Source organism: Polyangium sorediatum (assembly GCF_029946465.1).
In the GTDB taxonomy this organism is placed as follows: domain Bacteria; phylum Myxococcota_A; class Polyangia; order Polyangiales; family Polyangiaceae; genus Polyangium; species Polyangium fumosum.
On record NZ_JARZHI010000003.1, the window covers coordinates 96,545 to 113,186 of the forward strand.

At 68.5% G+C, this 16,642-nt stretch carries 16 protein-coding genes; 9 read left to right on the plus strand and 7 right to left on the minus strand.

Translation table 11 applies throughout. The features are described from left to right. Nucleotides 1–98 precede the first annotated feature (98 nt). The 3 genes from QHF89_RS04585 to QHF89_RS04595 are packed head-to-tail and all read left to right on the plus strand — an operon-like array spanning nucleotide 99 to nucleotide 3,792. Nucleotides 99–1,124, plus strand: coding sequence for a hypothetical protein (locus QHF89_RS04585; protein ID WP_136934238.1), 1,026 nt, complete (start codon nucleotides 99–101; stop codon nucleotides 1,122–1,124). A gap of 25 nt (nucleotides 1,125–1,149) precedes the next feature. Next, nucleotides 1,150–2,319: a galactokinase gene (gene galK / locus QHF89_RS04590; protein ID WP_136967329.1), complete on the plus strand. Its 1,170-nt coding sequence runs from the start codon at nucleotides 1,150–1,152 to the stop codon at nucleotides 2,317–2,319. Between the two features lie 54 nt (nucleotides 2,320–2,373). Beyond that, nucleotides 2,374–3,792, plus strand: coding sequence for a glycoside hydrolase family 1 protein (locus QHF89_RS04595; protein WP_136967328.1), 1,419 nt, complete (start codon nucleotides 2,374–2,376; stop codon nucleotides 3,790–3,792). Here the strand turns inward: QHF89_RS04595 and galE are convergent. The 5 genes from galE to QHF89_RS04620 all read right to left on the minus strand — a co-directional run bounded on the left by galE (nucleotide 3,789) and on the right by QHF89_RS04620 (nucleotide 9,184). Further along, a complete protein-coding gene (galE, locus tag QHF89_RS04600; RefSeq protein WP_136967327.1) occupies nucleotides 3,789–4,784 on the minus strand; it encodes a UDP-glucose 4-epimerase GalE in 996 nt (331 codons plus the stop codon). The two genes, QHF89_RS04595 and galE, sit on opposite strands and share 4 nt — an antisense overlap. Nucleotides 4,785–4,807: 23 nt before the next feature. After that, entirely contained in the window at nucleotides 4,808–6,004 is a 1,197-nt protein-coding gene (locus tag QHF89_RS04605; RefSeq protein ID WP_170229708.1) for a sodium/glutamate symporter, read from the minus strand. Between the two features lie 19 nt (nucleotides 6,005–6,023). Beyond that, nucleotides 6,024–7,487, minus strand: coding sequence for a hypothetical protein (locus QHF89_RS04610; protein WP_284720057.1), 1,464 nt, complete (start codon nucleotides 7,485–7,487; stop codon nucleotides 6,024–6,026). 61 nt (nucleotides 7,488–7,548) lie between these two features. After that, complete coding sequence (locus QHF89_RS04615; protein WP_136967325.1) at nucleotides 7,549–8,085, minus strand: hypothetical protein; 537 nt, start codon at nucleotides 8,083–8,085, stop codon at nucleotides 7,549–7,551. Between the two features lie 472 nt (nucleotides 8,086–8,557). Continuing rightward, entirely contained in the window at nucleotides 8,558–9,184 is a 627-nt protein-coding gene (locus QHF89_RS04620; RefSeq protein ID WP_136967324.1) for a M10 family metallopeptidase domain-containing protein, read from the minus strand. Nucleotides 9,185–9,281: 97 nt separating this feature from the next. Between QHF89_RS04620 and QHF89_RS04625 the strand changes: the two genes are divergently transcribed. Both QHF89_RS04625 and QHF89_RS04630 read left to right on the plus strand, forming a co-directional pair. Then, on the plus strand, nucleotides 9,282–9,674 hold the full coding sequence (locus QHF89_RS04625; protein WP_136934230.1) for a hypothetical protein: 393 nt from the start codon (nucleotides 9,282–9,284) through the stop codon (nucleotides 9,672–9,674). A gap of 222 nt (nucleotides 9,675–9,896) precedes the next feature. Continuing rightward, on the plus strand, nucleotides 9,897–10,199 hold the full coding sequence (locus tag QHF89_RS04630; RefSeq protein ID WP_136967323.1) for a hypothetical protein: 303 nt from the start codon (nucleotides 9,897–9,899) through the stop codon (nucleotides 10,197–10,199). Here QHF89_RS04630 and QHF89_RS04635 read toward each other — a convergent pair. Continuing rightward, nucleotides 10,192–11,751 carry an aldehyde dehydrogenase family protein gene (locus QHF89_RS04635; RefSeq protein WP_136967322.1) on the minus strand — a complete coding sequence of 520 codons (1,560 nt, stop codon included), beginning with the start codon at nucleotides 11,749–11,751 and terminating at the stop codon, nucleotides 10,192–10,194. The two genes, QHF89_RS04630 and QHF89_RS04635, sit on opposite strands and share 8 nt — an antisense overlap. A 63-nt stretch (nucleotides 11,752–11,814) precedes the next feature. Beyond that, nucleotides 11,815–13,098: a hypothetical protein gene (locus QHF89_RS04640; RefSeq protein ID WP_136967321.1), complete on the minus strand. Its 1,284-nt coding sequence runs from the start codon at nucleotides 13,096–13,098 to the stop codon at nucleotides 11,815–11,817. Nucleotides 13,099–13,258: 160 nt separating this feature from the next. On the opposite strand from QHF89_RS04640, the gene QHF89_RS04645 reads away from it, so the two are divergent. The 4 genes from QHF89_RS04645 to QHF89_RS04660 all read left to right on the plus strand — a co-directional run bounded on the left by QHF89_RS04645 (nucleotide 13,259) and on the right by QHF89_RS04660 (nucleotide 16,623). Next, nucleotides 13,259–14,698 (plus strand): LA_2272 family surface repeat-containing protein, encoded by a 1,440-nt coding sequence (locus tag QHF89_RS04645; RefSeq protein ID WP_284720058.1) that lies wholly within the window; start codon nucleotides 13,259–13,261, stop codon nucleotides 14,696–14,698. Between the two features lie 251 nt (nucleotides 14,699–14,949). Beyond that, a complete protein-coding gene (locus QHF89_RS04650) occupies nucleotides 14,950–15,297 on the plus strand; it encodes a helix-turn-helix domain-containing protein (RefSeq protein ID WP_136967318.1) in 348 nt (115 codons plus the stop codon). A 178-nt stretch (nucleotides 15,298–15,475) separates the two neighbouring features. Next, nucleotides 15,476–15,829 (plus strand): hypothetical protein, encoded by a 354-nt coding sequence (locus tag QHF89_RS04655; protein ID WP_136967317.1) that lies wholly within the window; start codon nucleotides 15,476–15,478, stop codon nucleotides 15,827–15,829. Nucleotides 15,830–15,870: 41 nt separating this feature from the next. After that, nucleotides 15,871–16,623, plus strand: coding sequence for a hypothetical protein (locus tag QHF89_RS04660; RefSeq protein ID WP_136967316.1), 753 nt, complete (start codon nucleotides 15,871–15,873; stop codon nucleotides 16,621–16,623). Nucleotides 16,624–16,642 lie beyond the last annotated feature (19 nt).

The following is a 16,642-nucleotide window of genomic DNA, read 5'->3' on the forward strand; positions in this document are numbered from 1 at the left end:
GGCGGGATGTATACACCCCCCGCGACTCCCGATATGCTCTCCCGAGCAAGCCCGGCGCACCTCGAAACCTCCTCGCGCGGGCCGCACGGCGTAACGTCATGCGAACCCTCCTCCGCGGCCTCACGGCGCTCACCCTGCTCTCGCTCTCCTTGCCCGCGCGCGCCGACGACGCCGACGAGCGGAGCCGAAAGGACGACGAGCCACGAGCCCCAGACAAACCCGCCGAGGCGAAGCCCGACGCGCCCCGCCCGACCTCGCTCGACCTCGGGGTCTTTTACGTCCCGTGGGGTATGCACTACACCCGCTCGGCCATCGGCGCGACGCTCGGTTACAAAATTCCGCTCGTGCAAAAGAAAGGGATCTTGTGGGATTCGACGAACATCACCGTCGGCGTGCGTGATGTCTACGGCTTCGTCAACAATACCGTCGGTCCTTTCGTCGACATCACCCCGATTGCCTTCTTCCGGCTCCAGGTCCAGGGTGCCTACGATTATTTCATCAAGGAACCTTTCAACGGCGGCCTCCGTGTCATGACCCCGCTCGGCCGCGAGCGCCTTGCGGCAGGGCAGATCCGACGCGGCAGGCGGACGGCCATCGACTGGGTGAACCAAGACGACGACGAGGGAATGGACAATCCAGCCCATTTCCTCGCCCCCATCAACCACGGAGGCTTGCGACTCCGGGTCCTCCCCACCCTCCAGGGCAAGGTCGGTCCCATCGCCTTTCAATACAACTTCACGGCCGACTGGAATTATTACACCGCCCCGGGCGCGGGCGCAGACGATGTGTATCACGACAACTTCACCTTCACCCTGCGCAAGCTCCAGGATTTCAGCCACGCGCACGAGCTTCTCGTGGCCTACTCGGTCCCCGTCCCCAACCCCGGCGAGCTCTTGCTCGGCGTGAGCGGCCGGTATCAGCGCGTCCTCGGCACCGGCCTCGAACAACTCGGGCTGCACGCGGTCGCCTTCGGCCGGTGGCCGAAAAAGTTCCTGTCGAATCGCATGTCGCCCTTCGCCATCGCCCAGGTCGGAACGAACCTCATCGACCCGATGTGGCAATATGCTTTTTCCTGGATCCTCGTCATAGGCGCGGATTTCAACCTGTACAAATCGAAGACCTGAGCCCGAGGGTTGGGTCTACGCACGCATGAGAAACACCATCGATCTGAGGTCCGCGTTCCACGCCCGCTTCGGGTACAAGGGACCCGCGCCCCGGGTGTTTTTTGCCCCGGGCCGCGTCAATCTGATCGGGGAGCATACTGATTACAACGACGGGTTCGTCCTGCCCGTCGCACTCGAAGTCGGCGTCACCGTCCTCGCTGCGCCCCGCGACGACCGCTGCATTCGCGTGCACGGCCTGGATTTCGATCAGACCGTCGAGTTCGACCTCGACCACCCCGGCCCCGGACAAACCGGCCGGTGGACCGATTACATCGAGGGCGTCGCGCACATGGTCGATGCGAGGGTCCAGGCGCTCGGCGGCGCGGATCTCCTCGTCGCGGGCGACGTTCCGCGGGGCGCGGGGCTCTCCTCCTCGGCGGCGCTCGAAATCGGGGCCGGCTTCGCGTTGCTCTCGCTCGCAGGCACGACGGTCGACCGTGTGGCCCTCGCCCTCGCCGGCCAGGCCGCCGAGCATACCTTCGTGGGCACGCGCTGCGGCATCATGGACCAGCTCGTCTCCGCGTGCGCCCGCGCGGACGCGGCCCTGCTCGTTGATTGCCGCTCGCTCGCGATGGAAGCCGTCCCCTTGCCCGGCGGCCCCGTCGCGATCCTCGTCAGCGATACCCGCAAAAAACACGCCCTCGTCACGTCCGAATACAACACGCGACGCGCGGAGTGCGAGCGCGGCGTCGCGCTCCTCCGCGGCGCACTCCCCCGGATCCGCGCGCTCCGCGACGTCACCGAGGAGGCGTTCGCCGAACATGCCTCGCTCCTTCCCGAGCCCCTCGTCCGCCGCGTGCGTCACGTCGTCACCGAGAATGCCCGCACGCAATCCGCCGCCGAGGCCCTCCGCCGCGGCGACGTCGCGGCCGTCGGCGCCTTGTTCGTCGCGTCGCACCGATCTTTGCAGCACGACTACGAGGTAAGCTGTCCGGAGCTCGACACACTCGTCGACCTCGCTGTCGCCCAAGCAGGCGTCCATGGCGCTCGCATGACCGGCGGCGGGTTCGGCGGCTCGACCGTGTCCCTCGTCGACGAATCCGCGCTCGACGCGGTCATGGCTGCGGTCCGCGACGGCTACCGGAGCCGCTTCGGCATCGAACCCGGCTTCCTCGTCACGCGCGGCGGGGAAGGCGCCCGGGAAATTCGAGGCTGAACAGCAAAGCCTCTTTGCGCTCGAGGACCACCGACCTATAACGCCTCGGGACGCATGAACCTCGCTCGCCTCGCCCGCCTCGGTTACGCCGCGCTCACCCGAGATCCGCACCCGCCCCCGTGCGTCCTCGGCGCGGAGGACGCGCTTTCTTCGTTGCGCTCGGCCTTGCCTGCGGGCTTTTTGCTCGGTACCGCGACGGCCTCGCACCAGATCGAGGGCGGCCTCGACAACGACTGGACCGACTGGGAGCGCGGGGCGTTCAGCGGCGGCGCGCCCCACATCAAGGATCGTACGGTCTCGGGTGCCGCGTGTGATTCGTGGAACCGCATCGACGAGGACATCACGCTCCTGCGCCAGCTCGGCGCGAATGCGTATCGATTCAGCGTCGAATGGAGCCGCCTCGAACCCACGGAAGGCGCCTGGAACGAGGAGGCCGCGGATCGATACCTCGCCTGGGCGCTCGCCCTCCGCGCGGCCGGAATCGAGCCCATGGTCACGCTCCACCATTTCACCTTGCCCCGCTGGGTCGCGACGCAGGGTGGATGGATGAACGAGCGGACGATCGATCTCCTCGCGGCCTTCTCGCGAAGGGTCGCAAAAAAGCTCGGATCGGCGGTCGATCTCTGGTGCACGATCAACGAGCCCAACGTGCTCGCGACGCTCTCCTATGTGAAGGGGATCTTTCCGCCCGGGCTCTCGGATCAACGAATCGCCGTGCGGGTGATGGCGCGCATGCTCAAGGCGCACGCGCGCATGACCGAGGCGATCCGCGAGACGGATACCACGGACGCGGACGGCGACGGGCACGCCACGCGGGTCGGCATCGCGCATCACGTCCGCATCTTTCAGCCGGCGACGCGCTCTCCGCTCGATCGGCTGATCGCAGGCTTCACGGACCAGTTCTTCAACGAGGCCATCGCGTCCGCGTCGTTCACAGGTCGCATCGAGCTCGGCATTCCCGGGATCATCGACATCGACGAAGCCGTCCCGGGCCTGCTCGGCTCCTACGATTACATGGGCATCAATTACTACGGCCGCGACCACGTCCGGGCCGACCTCCGTGATCCTTCACTCTCCAAGCAATACGTGCCCGCGGATCGGCCCGTCAGCGACCTCGGCTGGGACATCTACCCGGAAGGCCTCTACCAAGTCCTCAAGCGGTATGGCTCGCTCGGGCTGCCCGTGTATGTGACGGAGAACGGAATCGCCGACAAGGACGGCAACGTCCGCCCCTCGTTCCTGCGTTCCCATTTCGAGGCGCTCGTACGCGCCGCGCGCGAGGGCATCGACGTGCGCGGATATTTCCACTGGTCGCTCCTCGACAACTTTGAATGGGCCGAGGGCTACGAGCCGCGCTTCGGCCTCTTCCGCGTCGACTTCGATAGCTCCGACAAACGGCGCACGCCCACGCCCGCGGTCGAGACGTTTCAGGACATCGCCCGTGGGCTCGGACTCCGGCCGGACGCCCTCTAGGCTTTTCTCTGATGCCACGCCCATGCATGGGCGAGGATCGTTTCGAGATCCGGATACCGCGGCGACCAGCCGAGCAGCTTGCGCGCACGCGCGCTCGATCCCACGAGCACCGGTGAATCCCCGGGCCTACGCTCGGCCTTCTCCACGGCGATCGGGCGGCCCGTGACGCGCGTCGCCGCCGCGATGACCTCCTTCACGGAAAAACCCCGCCCATTGCCGAGGTTCACGGCCGTGCTCGCCCCGCCGCCGAGCAGATACGCAAGCCCAAGCACGTGCGCGTCCGCCAGGTCCGAGACGTGGATGTAATCGCGGATGCACGTTCCGTCGGACGTGTCGTAATCCTCCCCGAAGATCCGGATCGACGGCCGTTTTCCGAGCGCCGCGGAGAGGACGAGCGGAATGAGGTGTGTCTCGGGGTCGTGGTCCTCGCCGAGCAGGCCGCTCGGATGCGCGCCGGCTGCATTGAAATACCGAAAGCTCACGGACCGGAGGCCCCAGGCCGTCTCGCACTCCGCGAGAATCTTCTCCACGACGAGCTTGGACCGGCCATAAGGGTTCAGCGGGTTCTGCGGGTGATCCTCGGGAATCGGGACGATCTCGGGCACGCCGTACGTCGCGCACGTCGAGGAAAAGACGAACCTGGAGACACCGGCCGCCTGCATCGCCTGGAGCAACGTGACCGTGCCGTGGACGTTGTTTTCGTAAAACCTGAGCGGATCGACGACGGATTCGCCAACCTCGATGAACGCGGCGAAATGCATGACGGCGTCGATCCGCTCCCGCGCGAAGATCGCGTCAAGGGCAGCGCGATCCCGCGTATCGGCCTGGATCACGGGCGCGCCGAGCGCTCGCTCGATGGGCTCGCGGTGGCCCTTGCTCAGGTTGTCGAGCACGAGGGGCCGGTAGCCGCGCTCCGCCAGGGCGAGGGCAGCGTGCGCGCCGATATACCCGGCGCCGCCGGTGACGAGAACGGTCCTGCTGTCGGGGATCATGGGCCTCCTGCTACGGCGCGCGCTCAGCGAAGCACGTTCAAGGCCTGCGTCACGAGCAGCGCATTGATGAAATCGATGAGAAAGGCGCCCACGATGCTCACCGCGAAAAACGCCTGGGGCGCTGGGCCCGATTTGCGAACGATCTCGTTCATGCAGGCGAGCGAGTTCGCCGTCGTGCCGAGCATGAATCCGCAGTACCCGCCCGCCATGACCGCCGAGGTGTAGTTGCGGCCCATCATCCAGTAAATGGCCGTCCAGCAGAGCGCGATCGTGAGCAGGACCTGGCCGATCAGAATGAAGAGCACGGGGAGCGCGAGCGTCCGAAGCTGCCAGAGTTCCAGCGTGAGCAGCGCCATCACGATGAAGAGTTCGAGCGCGATGCCGCCGATCTCCTCCATCTTCTTCTGATCGATGCCCGCGAATTGCAGGCGATCGTCGAGGTTGCGCATCACGCCGGCCACGATCATCGCCCCGATGTATGCGGGGAGCGTGAGCTTCCAGGCCGCGAACTGCGCCGAGAGCAACGAGCCGAACGCCATCGCCACGCCGAGCACGATGATATGCATCAGGTAATCGCCGTGCTTCTCCGAGGGCCCCGCGTCGATGTCGATCTCGGGCGCGGGCATCGCGTCGCTCTCACCAGGGCGCAAGGAGTGGCGGCGAATCAAGAAGCTGCCGACGAAGCCGCCGAGCAAGCCGCTCACGATGATCCCGAAGACCGCCGACGCGAGGCCAATCGCGGTCGCGCCCGGGACGCCCGCCTGCTCGAACACCGGGCCGAACGCGAGCGCCGTCGCAGGCCCGCCCGTGAGCGAAACGGCGCCGGGAATGACGCCGAGCAGCGGCGGCAACCCCATCGCCTTCGCCGCCCCCGCGCCCCAGCCCATCTGCGCGAGCAGACCAAGGACCGACGCGCCGAGGAAGATGGCGACGCGCTTGCCCCCGAGCGCGAGGAGCCGAAGGCTCGCCGTCATTCCCACGGTCGTGAAGAACGCGATCATGAGGATCTCGCGCAGCGCGAGGTCGAACTTGAAATTGCAGACGCGATCTCGCAAGGCGAGGCCGACGATCGCATATACGAGGCCACCGAGGATCGACGCGGGAATGCTGAGCCGCTCGAAGACGGGCAAGACGCGCCGGATTCCTCGGCCGAGGACGAGCCCGAAACAAGCGAGCCCGAGGACCTGAATGGACGAGACTTGAAAGGTAGGGACATCCATGGCAGGGCTCGCGCGCAATTCAGGGCGAAAGGACGCCGGTGATCGCCTCGGCATAGGCGCGGCTGCTTTGCGCCTGGAGCGGCGCCGTGCTGTCGAACTCGTCCCGCACGCCGATGCGGAGGTAATAATAATACCCGACGTCGAGCAATCCGTCCGGAATCCGCAGCACGGGCTCGTTCGTCGAGAACGAAGCCATCGTCCGCGTGAGCTGCCCGCCGGGGTCGAGCCGCCGGAGCGTGATGACATACGCCGCGGCTTTGCCGAGCGAGGGCGCGCTCCAGGTCACGGTGGGCGTCTTGCCAATGCCGAGGAGCTCGCCATACGCAGGCTGATCGTTCACGCGAATGTCGAGCGGCGGGCCAAGCGGCGGCGCAACCGCGCCGGAGAACGAAGAGACCGGGCCGGTGCGGCCAATGGCGACGGCCGTGGTCTTCGGGACGCCCGTGGGCATGACGTGCGTCACGGCGTACGAGACCTGGACGGCGGCGACCTCGGCCCAGCCTTCGGGGAAAGGATTGCCATAGACGAGCTCAGCCGGGGGCTGCACCGCAGGAAGGCCGGAGAACAAAAGCAAATCGGGCGTGGGGGAGACGCTCGTTCGATCCGCGCCCCCCGGCTCCACGCCGATTCGAACGTCCTTGCCCGCGATCGTCGCCTCGGGATGCACGCTCGCGGCGAGGGCCTGGAAAGCAGCGTCGTCGATGGAAACGGCGAGCTTCTTCGAGGTCGCATCCACGAACGTGCCCTCGACGGGCGTGGTCGCGCCGTCGGCGAGCGTGAACGTCGCCGGCCCGAAGGCCTTGCGCACCGAGCGATAAGGCGCCCCGGGGCCGGACGTCCCGACCCATTGCGTGAAATAGGCCTGGTCCCCGGCGTCGCCCGCGACGAGGTTCGGCACGACGAGCTCCGACGTGGCCACGCGGAAATCGGTGACCTGCGTGGCGCCCAGGGCAGGCTGCATGCCGTCCGCCGCGGGGAGCGTCCCGATCGTGCCTGCGCCGAGCGAAAACACCTCGATGCTCGCCCCTTCCCCCCAGGCGCTCAATCCATCGAATGTGAGCGCGAGCTCCGTCGTGTTCGCCGTTGCGATGGGCTCGGCCTCGGGGCGGCCCACAAAAATGCGCCCGAGATCGATCGTGCGCGGCGCGCCCATGATGAACCGCGGCGGCCTCGTCCCCGTGCCGTAGAGCTCGGTGAAGCGGAGATCATAAGGCCCCTCGGGGAGATCACGAATGCGGAACGTGCCGTCCTCGGCCACCTCGGCGAGGAGCTCCCGCGGCGCGCCGTCCTCGCCGGGGACGAGCGCGGCAATCTCGAATTGCCCGGGATCACGGACGTTCATGACGTCCCCACCCTCGGTCAGGTGGAGATCGACGATCGTGCCGGTGACGTCGAAAAAGGGCGGCTTGGGGGTCTCGCCGCCGCCGCTGCAGCCGAGGGCCCCAAGGAGGCATATCGAGGTAGCACCGAGGAAGGACCGCATGGCCCGCCGTACCACGGCGAGGCGGCCGCGAGAAGCCCCGATCGCCCGGCGAAACGCCCGATCAGTCGCGCAAAACGACCGCGAGCTCCAGGACGACGAGCGGCATCGCCCCCGCGAGCCCCTCGCGGCGGAACGATTGCATCGTCACTGTGGAGCTCGGCTTGCCCATCGCCGCCATGAGGCCCGAGAAGTAGCCGATCTGCATCGGGATGAACCACGGCATGATCCAGATGGGCAGCGCGCTCTCGACGACGCGGATCCGATCCGGGCCCTGCCGCTCGACGTCCCATTCTCCAAAATCGTAATACCGGCCGGCGAGCGGGCGCAGGCGCGAATGGATGTCGTCGGTCGATTTGCCCTGCAAGAGGGCCCGGTACGCATGCTCCACGTCGTGCGCGGCCTGCGTGCGCCCCTGCTGATGCGCGAAGACGTCGAGCGGAATGCGCGCGAGCGAGGCGAGGACGCCGCTGCCCGCCACGAGCGGGAACATGTCGTAGAAGCTGCTCGCGAGAAAAGGCTGGTCGAAGAAACGTTGCAAGGCGGGCGTCGGCAATGCCGCGGCAAACGCCGGCGGGCCTCCCTCGACGCGGGACGTCACGAGGTGGGCGAGCCCCCGATACGCGATCCCTTTGCTCCGAAAGGTGCCCTCCCCCGGGGGACATGGCAATTCCAGGTACCAAGCGCGCTCGCCCGTCGCCGTCGGCGGGCGCGTCGAGGGGCGCGAGGAGGGGCGCTCCGAAGAGATCGGCCCCCAGGTGTCCGTCAAGCGAGGCGTGCCTTCGCCCGATGACGGTGGCGGGCGGCTCGGCCCCCACGTGTCCGTCAAGCGAAGCGCGCCTTCGCCCGACGACGGCGGCGGGCGGCTCGGCCGCGACAATCCGCTGCTGAGAGGCGGAATCGGGGGCACACGCTCACTCGGGCGCTCCAAGGAGGGCGGGGCGACGGACGGCGGCGGGGGGGTCGTTCGACGGGGGGGCGTTTGCATGCCGGAACCCCGGCGCGATCGGCCGGGCGCTCCGTAGGGTAAACGATCCGGGGCCTCGTGGCGAGCGAATCGAAGCGCGCGCGGCTCACGCGGGTTCGAGCAGCTTCGACCCCACGTACATCCGCGCCATGCTCTCGATCCGCTCAGCTTGCTTGGCGTCGAAGAAGGGGGGAACCCCCGTACGCGAATAACTCATCACGTTGTCGGTCACGTCGCTGTGGCCGAGCCCGAAGAAATGGCCGAGCTCGTGCGCGAGCGTGCTCGGTCGTGCGCTCGCCGCGACGATCACCCAATGCTTCGCGGGCGTCTTTCTGTGCCGCCAGTGCACGCCCATCCGGAAGAGCTTCGGATCGTCCACGTCCCGCAGGGATGCCACGATCATCACGTTGATCCGCTTTGCTTCGAGGTGCGCGGCGAGCGCGTCCCTGTCGGCGCGCGTCTCGAGCCTGGCGAGCGCCGGCGGGAGCACGCGCGCGGGGGCCTTGCGCAGCGTGACGCCGATCGGCGTGAAGAGCCGCGTCGCCTCGGCGATCTGCTCGGCGATCCACGTCTCGTTTTGCACGGCGACGCCGTCCTCCTCGGCGACGGCGAACGAGAGCGGGAGCGCGGGGATCGGATCTTTTTCGGTCTTCTTCGCGAGCGCGCGCCGCGAAACGAGGAGCGAACCCGCGAACACGAGGCCCGAGGAGAGGATGGCGCGGCGGGAAAGCATGGCGAGGTCGCACAGCATAATCGATCCGGGCGGACACCGCGAGCGTGCGAGCGCGACGCGGCGCGGCCAGGCACGCGCCCTGCCTGGGATCCCGTGCATGCAGCACCCTGCCGTCGTGGCCATCATTCATGAAGACGAAGCCGTGGCGAGGTCGCTCGCCGAAGAGATCGAGGCGTCGGGCCTCCGCGCGGTCACGGCCGCGCTGAGCTCGCTCGTCGTGGCGCCCGAGGAGGCGCTCGCGCTCTTCGCCCAGCACGATCCACGCGTCGTCGTCTACGACGTCTCTCCGCATGACGAGAGCGTCCCGTTTCTCACGTTCCTCCGCGGAACGAAGGTCGGCTCGCGCCCCACGTTCGTCCTCACGACGACGGCGGAGCACGAGCACGAGCCGCTCCTCCGCGAGGCGATCGACCTCCGGAGTTGCCCCCACGCGGTCGACACCCTCGTCTCCGCCGTGACGCGGGCCGCCTCCGCCCGCCGAGCCGCCTGATCCGTGCTGATCCAGGGGTAATCTGGAGAATCAACGCGCCGCGTCTTGACACGTAACACGTCGCGTCATAAATAGACGGACACATCCGAACCACGTCCGGGGCGAGCTTCACGCTCGCGGGGCGGCGCTTGGTTGCGCGATTCGCGCGGGTCCCTCCGCGGTGCCGCGCGCGGCGCATGTCCTGCCGGACGAGGGCTTTCCAACGAACAGGAGGCATCCCTTATGGTCGAGACGCAAACCCAAAGCGAGACGAAGATCCCGAGCCTGAAGGACGTGAAGGCCGCGTCGGCCCGCGTCGAGCAGAAGGCGCGCGAGGTGTACGACGTCGTGGTCGATGCTTCCGTGAAATGGGCGGGCTTCAGCCTCGGGTACGGACGCACCGCGCTCACGACGAGCGCGCGCGCCCTCGAACGCGCGGCCGAGCGGCTCGCGACCCTCGAAGAGAAGCTGCCGAAGAAGGCCGACGAGGCGAAGGCGGCCGCGTCCGACGCGACGAACGCCGCGCCGGATCCGAACGTCAACTGAGCTTCGCCCCCTCGTCGAGCCAGCTCTCCTCGAACGTCATGCCGATCGGCAGCGGCGCCGTCGCGCCGCTCTCGATCATCCCCGCCACCGGATACGCGCAATAATCCAGGCTGAAGGCCCCCGCGGGCCGATGGTTCCCGGACAAACCAATCCCGCCGAACGGGAGCTTGCTGCTCGCGCCCGCGGTGCCGGTGTTGACGTTCACGCAACCGGCGCGCGCCTCGGCGAGGAAGCGCTCGATCGTGCCCGCGTCCTTCGTGAAGATCGAGGCCGCGAGCCCGAACCGCGTGGCATTCGCCTGCGCGATCGCCTCGTCCACCGAATCGACGACGACATACCGGAGCAGCGGCCCGAACACCTCGACGTCCGCGCCGGGTCCGTCCTCGGAGAGCGTGAACCGATCGACACGGACGATCCCCGGCGAAAGGAAATGGCCACCCGACGGGGATTCGAGGGCGCGCGCCGGGAGCCGGATCTCGGCGCCCCCGGCCGCGAACCGCTCCTGCGCCGCGAGCACGGCCGCGCGCGCCTCCGCCGAGATGATCGGCCCCATGAACGGCTGCGGATCCGCGAGCGGGTCCCCCACGCGGAGCTTCGAGGCCATCTCGACGATCGTCCGGACGAACCGCTCGGCCACGGCGCTGTGCACGACGAGCCGCCGCGTGCACGTGCAGCGTTGCCCCGTCGAGACGAACGCCGAACGCGCGACCTCGATCGCGGCTTGCCGCAGGTCCGCGTCGGGCAGGACGACGGACGGGGCATTGCCGCCCATCTCCAGCGCGAGCACGCGGCCCGGCCAATCGAGGCTCGCCTCGAGGATACGCCGGCCCACGGGCCACGAGCCCGTGAAAAGCACGCCGTCGATGTCGCGGTTCGCGACGAGGCGCGACGCGACGCTCGCGCCGCCGTGCACGAGGTTCACGACGCCCGGCGGCGCGCCCTCGGCGTCGAGCGCCTCGACGAGCCACGCCGCGAGGGTTTGTCCAACCGCCGGGGCCTTGTCGCTCGGCTTGAACACGACGGTGTTCCCCAGCGCGAGCGCGGGGATGATGTGCCCGTTCGGCAGGTGCGCGGGGAAATTGAAGGGGCCGAGCACGACCATGACGCCGTGCGGGCGGAACCAGGTGCGCCCGGCGCGCGAGGCCGAGAGCGGAATCTCGAAGCCCGAGACCCGCCGAAGCCCGCCGTGCTCGGAGGCGTCGAGCGTGATGTCGACCTTGGCCGCGAGCAGATCGGCCTCGGCGCGCGCGTCCCATAACGCCTTTCCCGTCTCGTCGGTGATGAGGCGGGCCATCTCGGCCGCGCGCGCCTTGCAGAGGTCGCGGAAGCGGCGGAGCGCCGCGAAACGCCGCTCGGCAGGGAGCGCCGCCCACGCGGGCAAGGCGCGCCGCGCTGCCGCGACGGCCGCGTCGGCATGCGCGGGGACGGGGCTGCCCTGCCAGACGATCTCGGACGGACGCGTGGGGTTTCGCGACGTGATGGCGTCACCGGGGAGCGGGACCCAGCGTCCTTCGAGGAGATCCGACGGCCCGTGCGCGAGGAGGGGAGACATCGGCAGAAGGGTCCCGGGCGCCCGGGCCCTTGTCAAGGCCCAGTGCCGCGCACACCGTCTCTTTTATTGCGGGGCGAACGCGACGCCGCGGAAGACGGTATTCGGCGGCGCGATCGTGGCGATGACGATCTCGGGGAACGCCGAGCCGTCGTCGAAGAGCGTGAGGACCCGGTTTTCGTTGTTCTCCGCGGTCGTCGCCACGACCCGCACGCCGCCGCCCGAGGGCGTCGCCGCGAGGCCCCGCACGCCCGCCGTGCCGTCGTTCCACGTCGCCACGAGCGACCACGAGAAGCCGTCGAACGTCCATTTCTGAATTCCGCCGCCGTTCGCCGGGCTCCGATCGTCCGCGATGTAAAGCGTATCCGGGCCTGCGATGCCGGCCGAAAGATCCAGCAAGACAAACCCATACGGGCTCGCGCTGGCGGTGGGCAGGCCCGGGAGCGACGTCGCGGTTTGTCCGACCGATGTGGGGAGGCCTGAGCCGACCGTGAAGACGTTGACGAACGTGCCCGCGCCGGACGTGGCGTAGAGCTGACCTCCGGAGATCTGCACGCAGCGTGTATTGAGCGGGTTCGAGAGGATCTGCGTGGGCGCGTTGGAGCCGAGCGTGATGAAATGAATGCCGCCGCTCGTGGTGCTGTTCCCCGAGACCCAGATCGACGTGCCGTCCGAGGACGTCGCGCCGCGCACGTTGCTGGCGTTGAACGCGCCCGAGAGCAAGGTCGAGGTGTTCACGTTGCCGAACGCGTCCACCCGGCCGACGACGCGCGACACGAGCTGCGTGCTCACGTTCGGCGCGCCCACGTCGGCGGCATACCCGGCGAGGAAGACGTATTTGCCATTCGCCGAGAGCGACAGGTGTCCTTCGGAGGACGCCGTCCCCGACAACGTGAGATTGTAATTCGAGCCCGAGATCACTTGCGGCATCGCGGTCGTCCCCGGCGAGCCTGGCATGGCCGAGCCGTCCGTGAGGCGCCACTCGATGGTGACCGGCGACGCCGCCGAGGAGAGCGCCGTCACGCCGTCACCGATACGCAGGAGCACGATGGGCAAAGGGCCGCTTCCGCCGCCGCCGCTGCCGGAGGACGAGGACGAACCCGATCCGCTGCTCGCGCTGGACGAAGACGAAGACGCGCCCGCGCCCGAGTTCGACGCGCCGCTCATGCCGCCGCTGCCGCCCATTCCTCCACTGCCGCTCGAGGATTGCGCGGGCCCGCCCCACCCGTCGCCCCCCTCGCCTCCTGCACCGCCTTCACCGCCGGGACGGGTATTCCCCTTGGCGCAGGCGAACAGGACGAGCGGGACGACCGCAAACGAAATGGCGACGAAGGATCGATTCGAGATCAAGCATGCACCTCCGGCAAAACGTTCGGATACCGACGGAGTATTCCGGATTCGTCGGGGCCGCAAGGGAGAGAGAGGGAGGGGCGGTCAGAGAACGTCCTGGCCCTCTCGGGTGCGAAGGCATGTAAGATCGCCGCGCTCCCGACGTTCCATGGTACACGGCATGCAAACCGGACCTCTGCGTTTCACGCTCCTCGCAGGCTGCCTCTCCATGGTGGCGCTCGTCGCGCCCGCGCAGGCGAACGTGGGCGAAGACGAAGCCGAGATCGCCGGCCCCGAGATGGAACCCTCGGCGCCGACACGTCCTCCGCTCGAGGTCGCGGGCGGCGATCTCCCGCCGCCGCCCCCGCCCCCGCCCCCACCTCCGCCGCCCCCGCCGCCTCCGCCGCCTCCACCGCCTCCGCCGCTCTCGGACTGGTACGCGGTCCATCCGGGGATCTTCCCCGAGGCCGACGCCTTCGTGGGCCTCACCCAGATCGGCCTCGCGAAGAGCGCCTCGAAAGAATTTTACGGCCTGCTCCAGTTTGCCCCGTACGAGAGCCGAGCCGAACGATTCGTCGGCGTGATGCAGCTCGGCCTGGTCACGTCGCGGATCGAGGAGAGCTTCCACGGCGGTTTCCAGGTCACGCTCGGGAAAAACACGGCGGCCGCGTTGTACGGCCTGGGGCAGCTCGGCCCCTGGAACAACGCCGCGCATTTCGTAGGCGGGCTGCAGTTCGGAGCGTACAACCATGTCCTCGATGATCCCGAGGACGGCTTGGAGAGCAGGATCGTCACCGCGGCGCAGATCGGCGCGTTCAATCAACTCGAGCGCGCGCATTTCTATGGCCTGCTCCAGCTCGGCGCGGTCAACCACGTCATCGACGGGGATTTCCGCGGGCTCCTCCAGATCGGCGCGGCCAATCGGAACACGAAGGACTTTTACGGCGCCTCCCAGGTGGGCATCGTGAACGAGGTCAAGGGCAATTCTTACGGGATTTTGCAGCTCGGCTTCGGCAACATCGTCAACGGCGGCTTCTCGGGCGGGCTCCAGGTCGGCAGCTACAACGGCGCCGGCACGTTCGGCGGCATCGGGCAGGTCGGGCTCGCCAGCTTCGTCAAGCAGGACTTCCGCGGCTTCATGCAGGTGGGGGCGGCCTTCAACGCGACGCTCAAAGAATATCGCGGCGCCTTGCAGGTCGCTGGGGTCCTCAATCTCGTCGGCGACGACTTCCGGGGCGTCGTGCAGGCCGCCGCGTTCAATGGCGTGCTCGACGACGCGTATATGCTTGCGCAGCTCGGCGCCGTGAACATCACGTTCAAGAGCCACCACGGCGCGCAGCTCGGCGCCGTGAACATCACGGGCAAGAACCTCTATGGTTTGCAGGCCGGGTTCATCAGCGGCTCGGGTGAGGTGTACGGCGCGCAGCTCGGCGCCGTCAACCTCTCGCGCGAATTGAAGGGCGCGACGTTCGGCGTCGTGAACGTCGGCGGCGAGGTCACGGGGCTCCAGGTCGGGCTCGTCAATCGAGCGGCGCGGCTGCGCGGCGTGCAGCTCGGCCTCGTGAACCTCTCGAGCGAGGGCGGGCTGCCGTTCTTGCCCGTGATGAACGTCGGGCTCTGAACCCGAGCGCCGGCCTCGTCTCCCCGTCCTCGCTCCGGCCGTGGGTCGGATCTCGCCCGGCCGGGACTCTGCCAGTTTTCCCGGGAACGATCAACAACTATGTACGGGGGGGCCAAACGATCCCACGCCGCCTCGGGGTGTAGGCTGGTTCTCGAAGGCCCTCTCCAAAATCTACGGGTCGGACGAACTGGGTGGTTTGTCTTCCGCGCATGTTGTGGTAAGGGGGAATCCTCGCTGACGAGAGGTGACCCATGCCCCGACGAACCGAACCCAGCCCCTTTTCCTCCAAGGCCGGCGCGCGCATCCGCGAGCTCCGGCTCGAGCGCAACATGTCCCTGCCCGCGCTCGGTGAGGCGAGCTCGATCTCGAAGGGCCACCTCTCGAACATCGAGCACGGCTTCGCTGCAATCACGATCGAGACCGTCGATCGCATCGCCCGCGCGCTCGATATCCCGCCCCTGTACATCCTCGCCTTCCCCGCGGAGGACGAGCGGGCCCGCATCGCCGACGCCGTCCGCAAGCTGCCGAAGGGCGACTGGAAGAAGCTGCGGAAGGAAATCGAAGGCCGGGCCGCGCCTGCGCCGAAGAAGCGCGGATGACGCGCGCACCCCCGGGGCGCCGTGCAGGCCCTCGGGGGTGGCTGACGTCCGCGTCCGTCGCGCCCGCCGGTCCCGTTGCCCTCGACGTATCGAGCGTGGCGCCACGCGGCGTGTCATGAATGGGCAGCACGGGATGCGCGGCGCGCCGCATGTCCCGACCGAAGGAGGGTTCGACGTCATGACAGGCTGGACGATCGGGTACGGCAGTCTCTTGACCGCGCTCGGCATCGGGGGGTTCGTCGCGACAGGCAGGGAGCACAAGACGGCGCTGATCCCCGCGGGTGTGGGCGCGGCGGCGCTCGGGCTCGGCCTGCTCGCCCGTCGGGAATCGTCCCGGAAGGCCGCGCTCGTGGGCGCGACGGCCGTGGCAGGCCTCGGCCTCGCCGGGGCGGCGCGCGGGCTCGGCAAGCTGCCTGCGCTGCTCCGCGGCGAGCCGGTCGAGCGGCCTGCGGCGGTGATCGCGCAATCGATCATGGCCGGCACCTCCGCGGTCTACCTCCTCGCCGCCGTACCTTCGCTGCTCCGCGACTGAGCCGCTCCCGCGAGCGGCTATCGTGGTACGCTCGCGTTTGCATGACGCGCCCCTCGTATTCGCTCCGCCAGACGTGGCTGTCCGACCTCACCGAGCGATGCCTCGATCCCGGCTTCGTCCGCGCGGTGCGGGCCGGGACGCCTGAGGCCCTCGAAGGGCTCGTGGAGCGCCCTCATGCCGGCGTGCTCGAATTCCCGCTGTTCTCGGCCGAGTACAGGGAGGCCCTCCTGCGGGAGATCCACGCATTCGAGCACGCGAGCCGCCACCGGAGCGTGCGCCCGCTCCGGCCGAACAGCATGAACCACCAGGGGGTCGTGCTTTCGGAGCTCGGGCTCGAAGACGCGATGGATGAGCTCCTCTACACCTGGCTCGCGCCCCTCACGAAGTGGGCATTCCCGGAGCATGACGGTTCGAGCCTCGATCACCAGCACGCGTTCATCGTGGAGTATGCGGAGAACGGCGATACCGACCTCGGGTTTCACGTCGACGATAGCGAGGTGACGCTCAACGCGTGCCTCGGGCTCTCCTTCGAAGGGGCCGAGGTGTACTTCCGGGGCGCTCGTTGCGACGCGCATCGGGAGGACCCGGCGAACGACGCGGAGGCGTGGCAATGGCAGCCCGCCGCGGGCCGCGCGATCTTGCACGCGGGCGCCCACCGGCACGGCGTCCATCCCTTGCGATCCGGTCGGCGCGTGAATCTCATCGTCTGGGCACGCAGCTCCAGGCACCGCCGCCTCCACCGAGCGCCCCACGAAGGCCCCACGACGTGGTGCCCGCGGTGCAAGGCAGCCTGAGACATTGACAGGCCAAGCG

What these genes read in the sequence shown, in the direction of transcription:
- QHF89_RS04585 (WP_136934238.1), top strand. Translation starts at nt 99, where the DNA reads ATGCGAACCCTCCTCCGCGGCCTCACGGCGCTCACCCTGCTCTCGCTC.
- galK (WP_136967329.1), top strand. Translation starts at nt 1,150, where the DNA reads ATGAGAAACACCATCGATCTGAGGTCCGCGTTCCACGCCCGCTTCGGG.
- QHF89_RS04595 (WP_136967328.1), top strand. Translation starts at nt 2,374, where the DNA reads ATGAACCTCGCTCGCCTCGCCCGCCTCGGTTACGCCGCGCTCACCCGA.
- galE (WP_136967327.1), bottom strand. Translation starts at nt 4,784, where the DNA reads ATGATCCCCGACAGCAGGACCGTTCTCGTCACCGGCGGCGCCGGGTAT.
- QHF89_RS04605 (WP_170229708.1), bottom strand. Translation starts at nt 6,004, where the DNA reads ATGGATGTCCCTACCTTTCAAGTCTCGTCCATTCAGGTCCTCGGGCTC.
- QHF89_RS04610 (WP_284720057.1), bottom strand. Translation starts at nt 7,487, where the DNA reads ATGCGGTCCTTCCTCGGTGCTACCTCGATATGCCTCCTTGGGGCCCTC.
- QHF89_RS04620 (WP_136967324.1), bottom strand. Translation starts at nt 9,184, where the DNA reads ATGCTTTCCCGCCGCGCCATCCTCTCCTCGGGCCTCGTGTTCGCGGGT.
- QHF89_RS04625 (WP_136934230.1), top strand. Translation starts at nt 9,282, where the DNA reads ATGCAGCACCCTGCCGTCGTGGCCATCATTCATGAAGACGAAGCCGTG.
- QHF89_RS04630 (WP_136967323.1), top strand. Translation starts at nt 9,897, where the DNA reads ATGGTCGAGACGCAAACCCAAAGCGAGACGAAGATCCCGAGCCTGAAG.
- QHF89_RS04635 (WP_136967322.1), bottom strand. Translation starts at nt 11,751, where the DNA reads ATGTCTCCCCTCCTCGCGCACGGGCCGTCGGATCTCCTCGAAGGACGC.
- QHF89_RS04645 (WP_284720058.1), top strand. Translation starts at nt 13,259, where the DNA reads ATGCAAACCGGACCTCTGCGTTTCACGCTCCTCGCAGGCTGCCTCTCC.
- QHF89_RS04650 (WP_136967318.1), top strand. Translation starts at nt 14,950, where the DNA reads ATGCCCCGACGAACCGAACCCAGCCCCTTTTCCTCCAAGGCCGGCGCG.
- QHF89_RS04655 (WP_136967317.1), top strand. Translation starts at nt 15,476, where the DNA reads ATGACAGGCTGGACGATCGGGTACGGCAGTCTCTTGACCGCGCTCGGC.
- QHF89_RS04660 (WP_136967316.1), top strand. Translation starts at nt 15,871, where the DNA reads ATGACGCGCCCCTCGTATTCGCTCCGCCAGACGTGGCTGTCCGACCTC.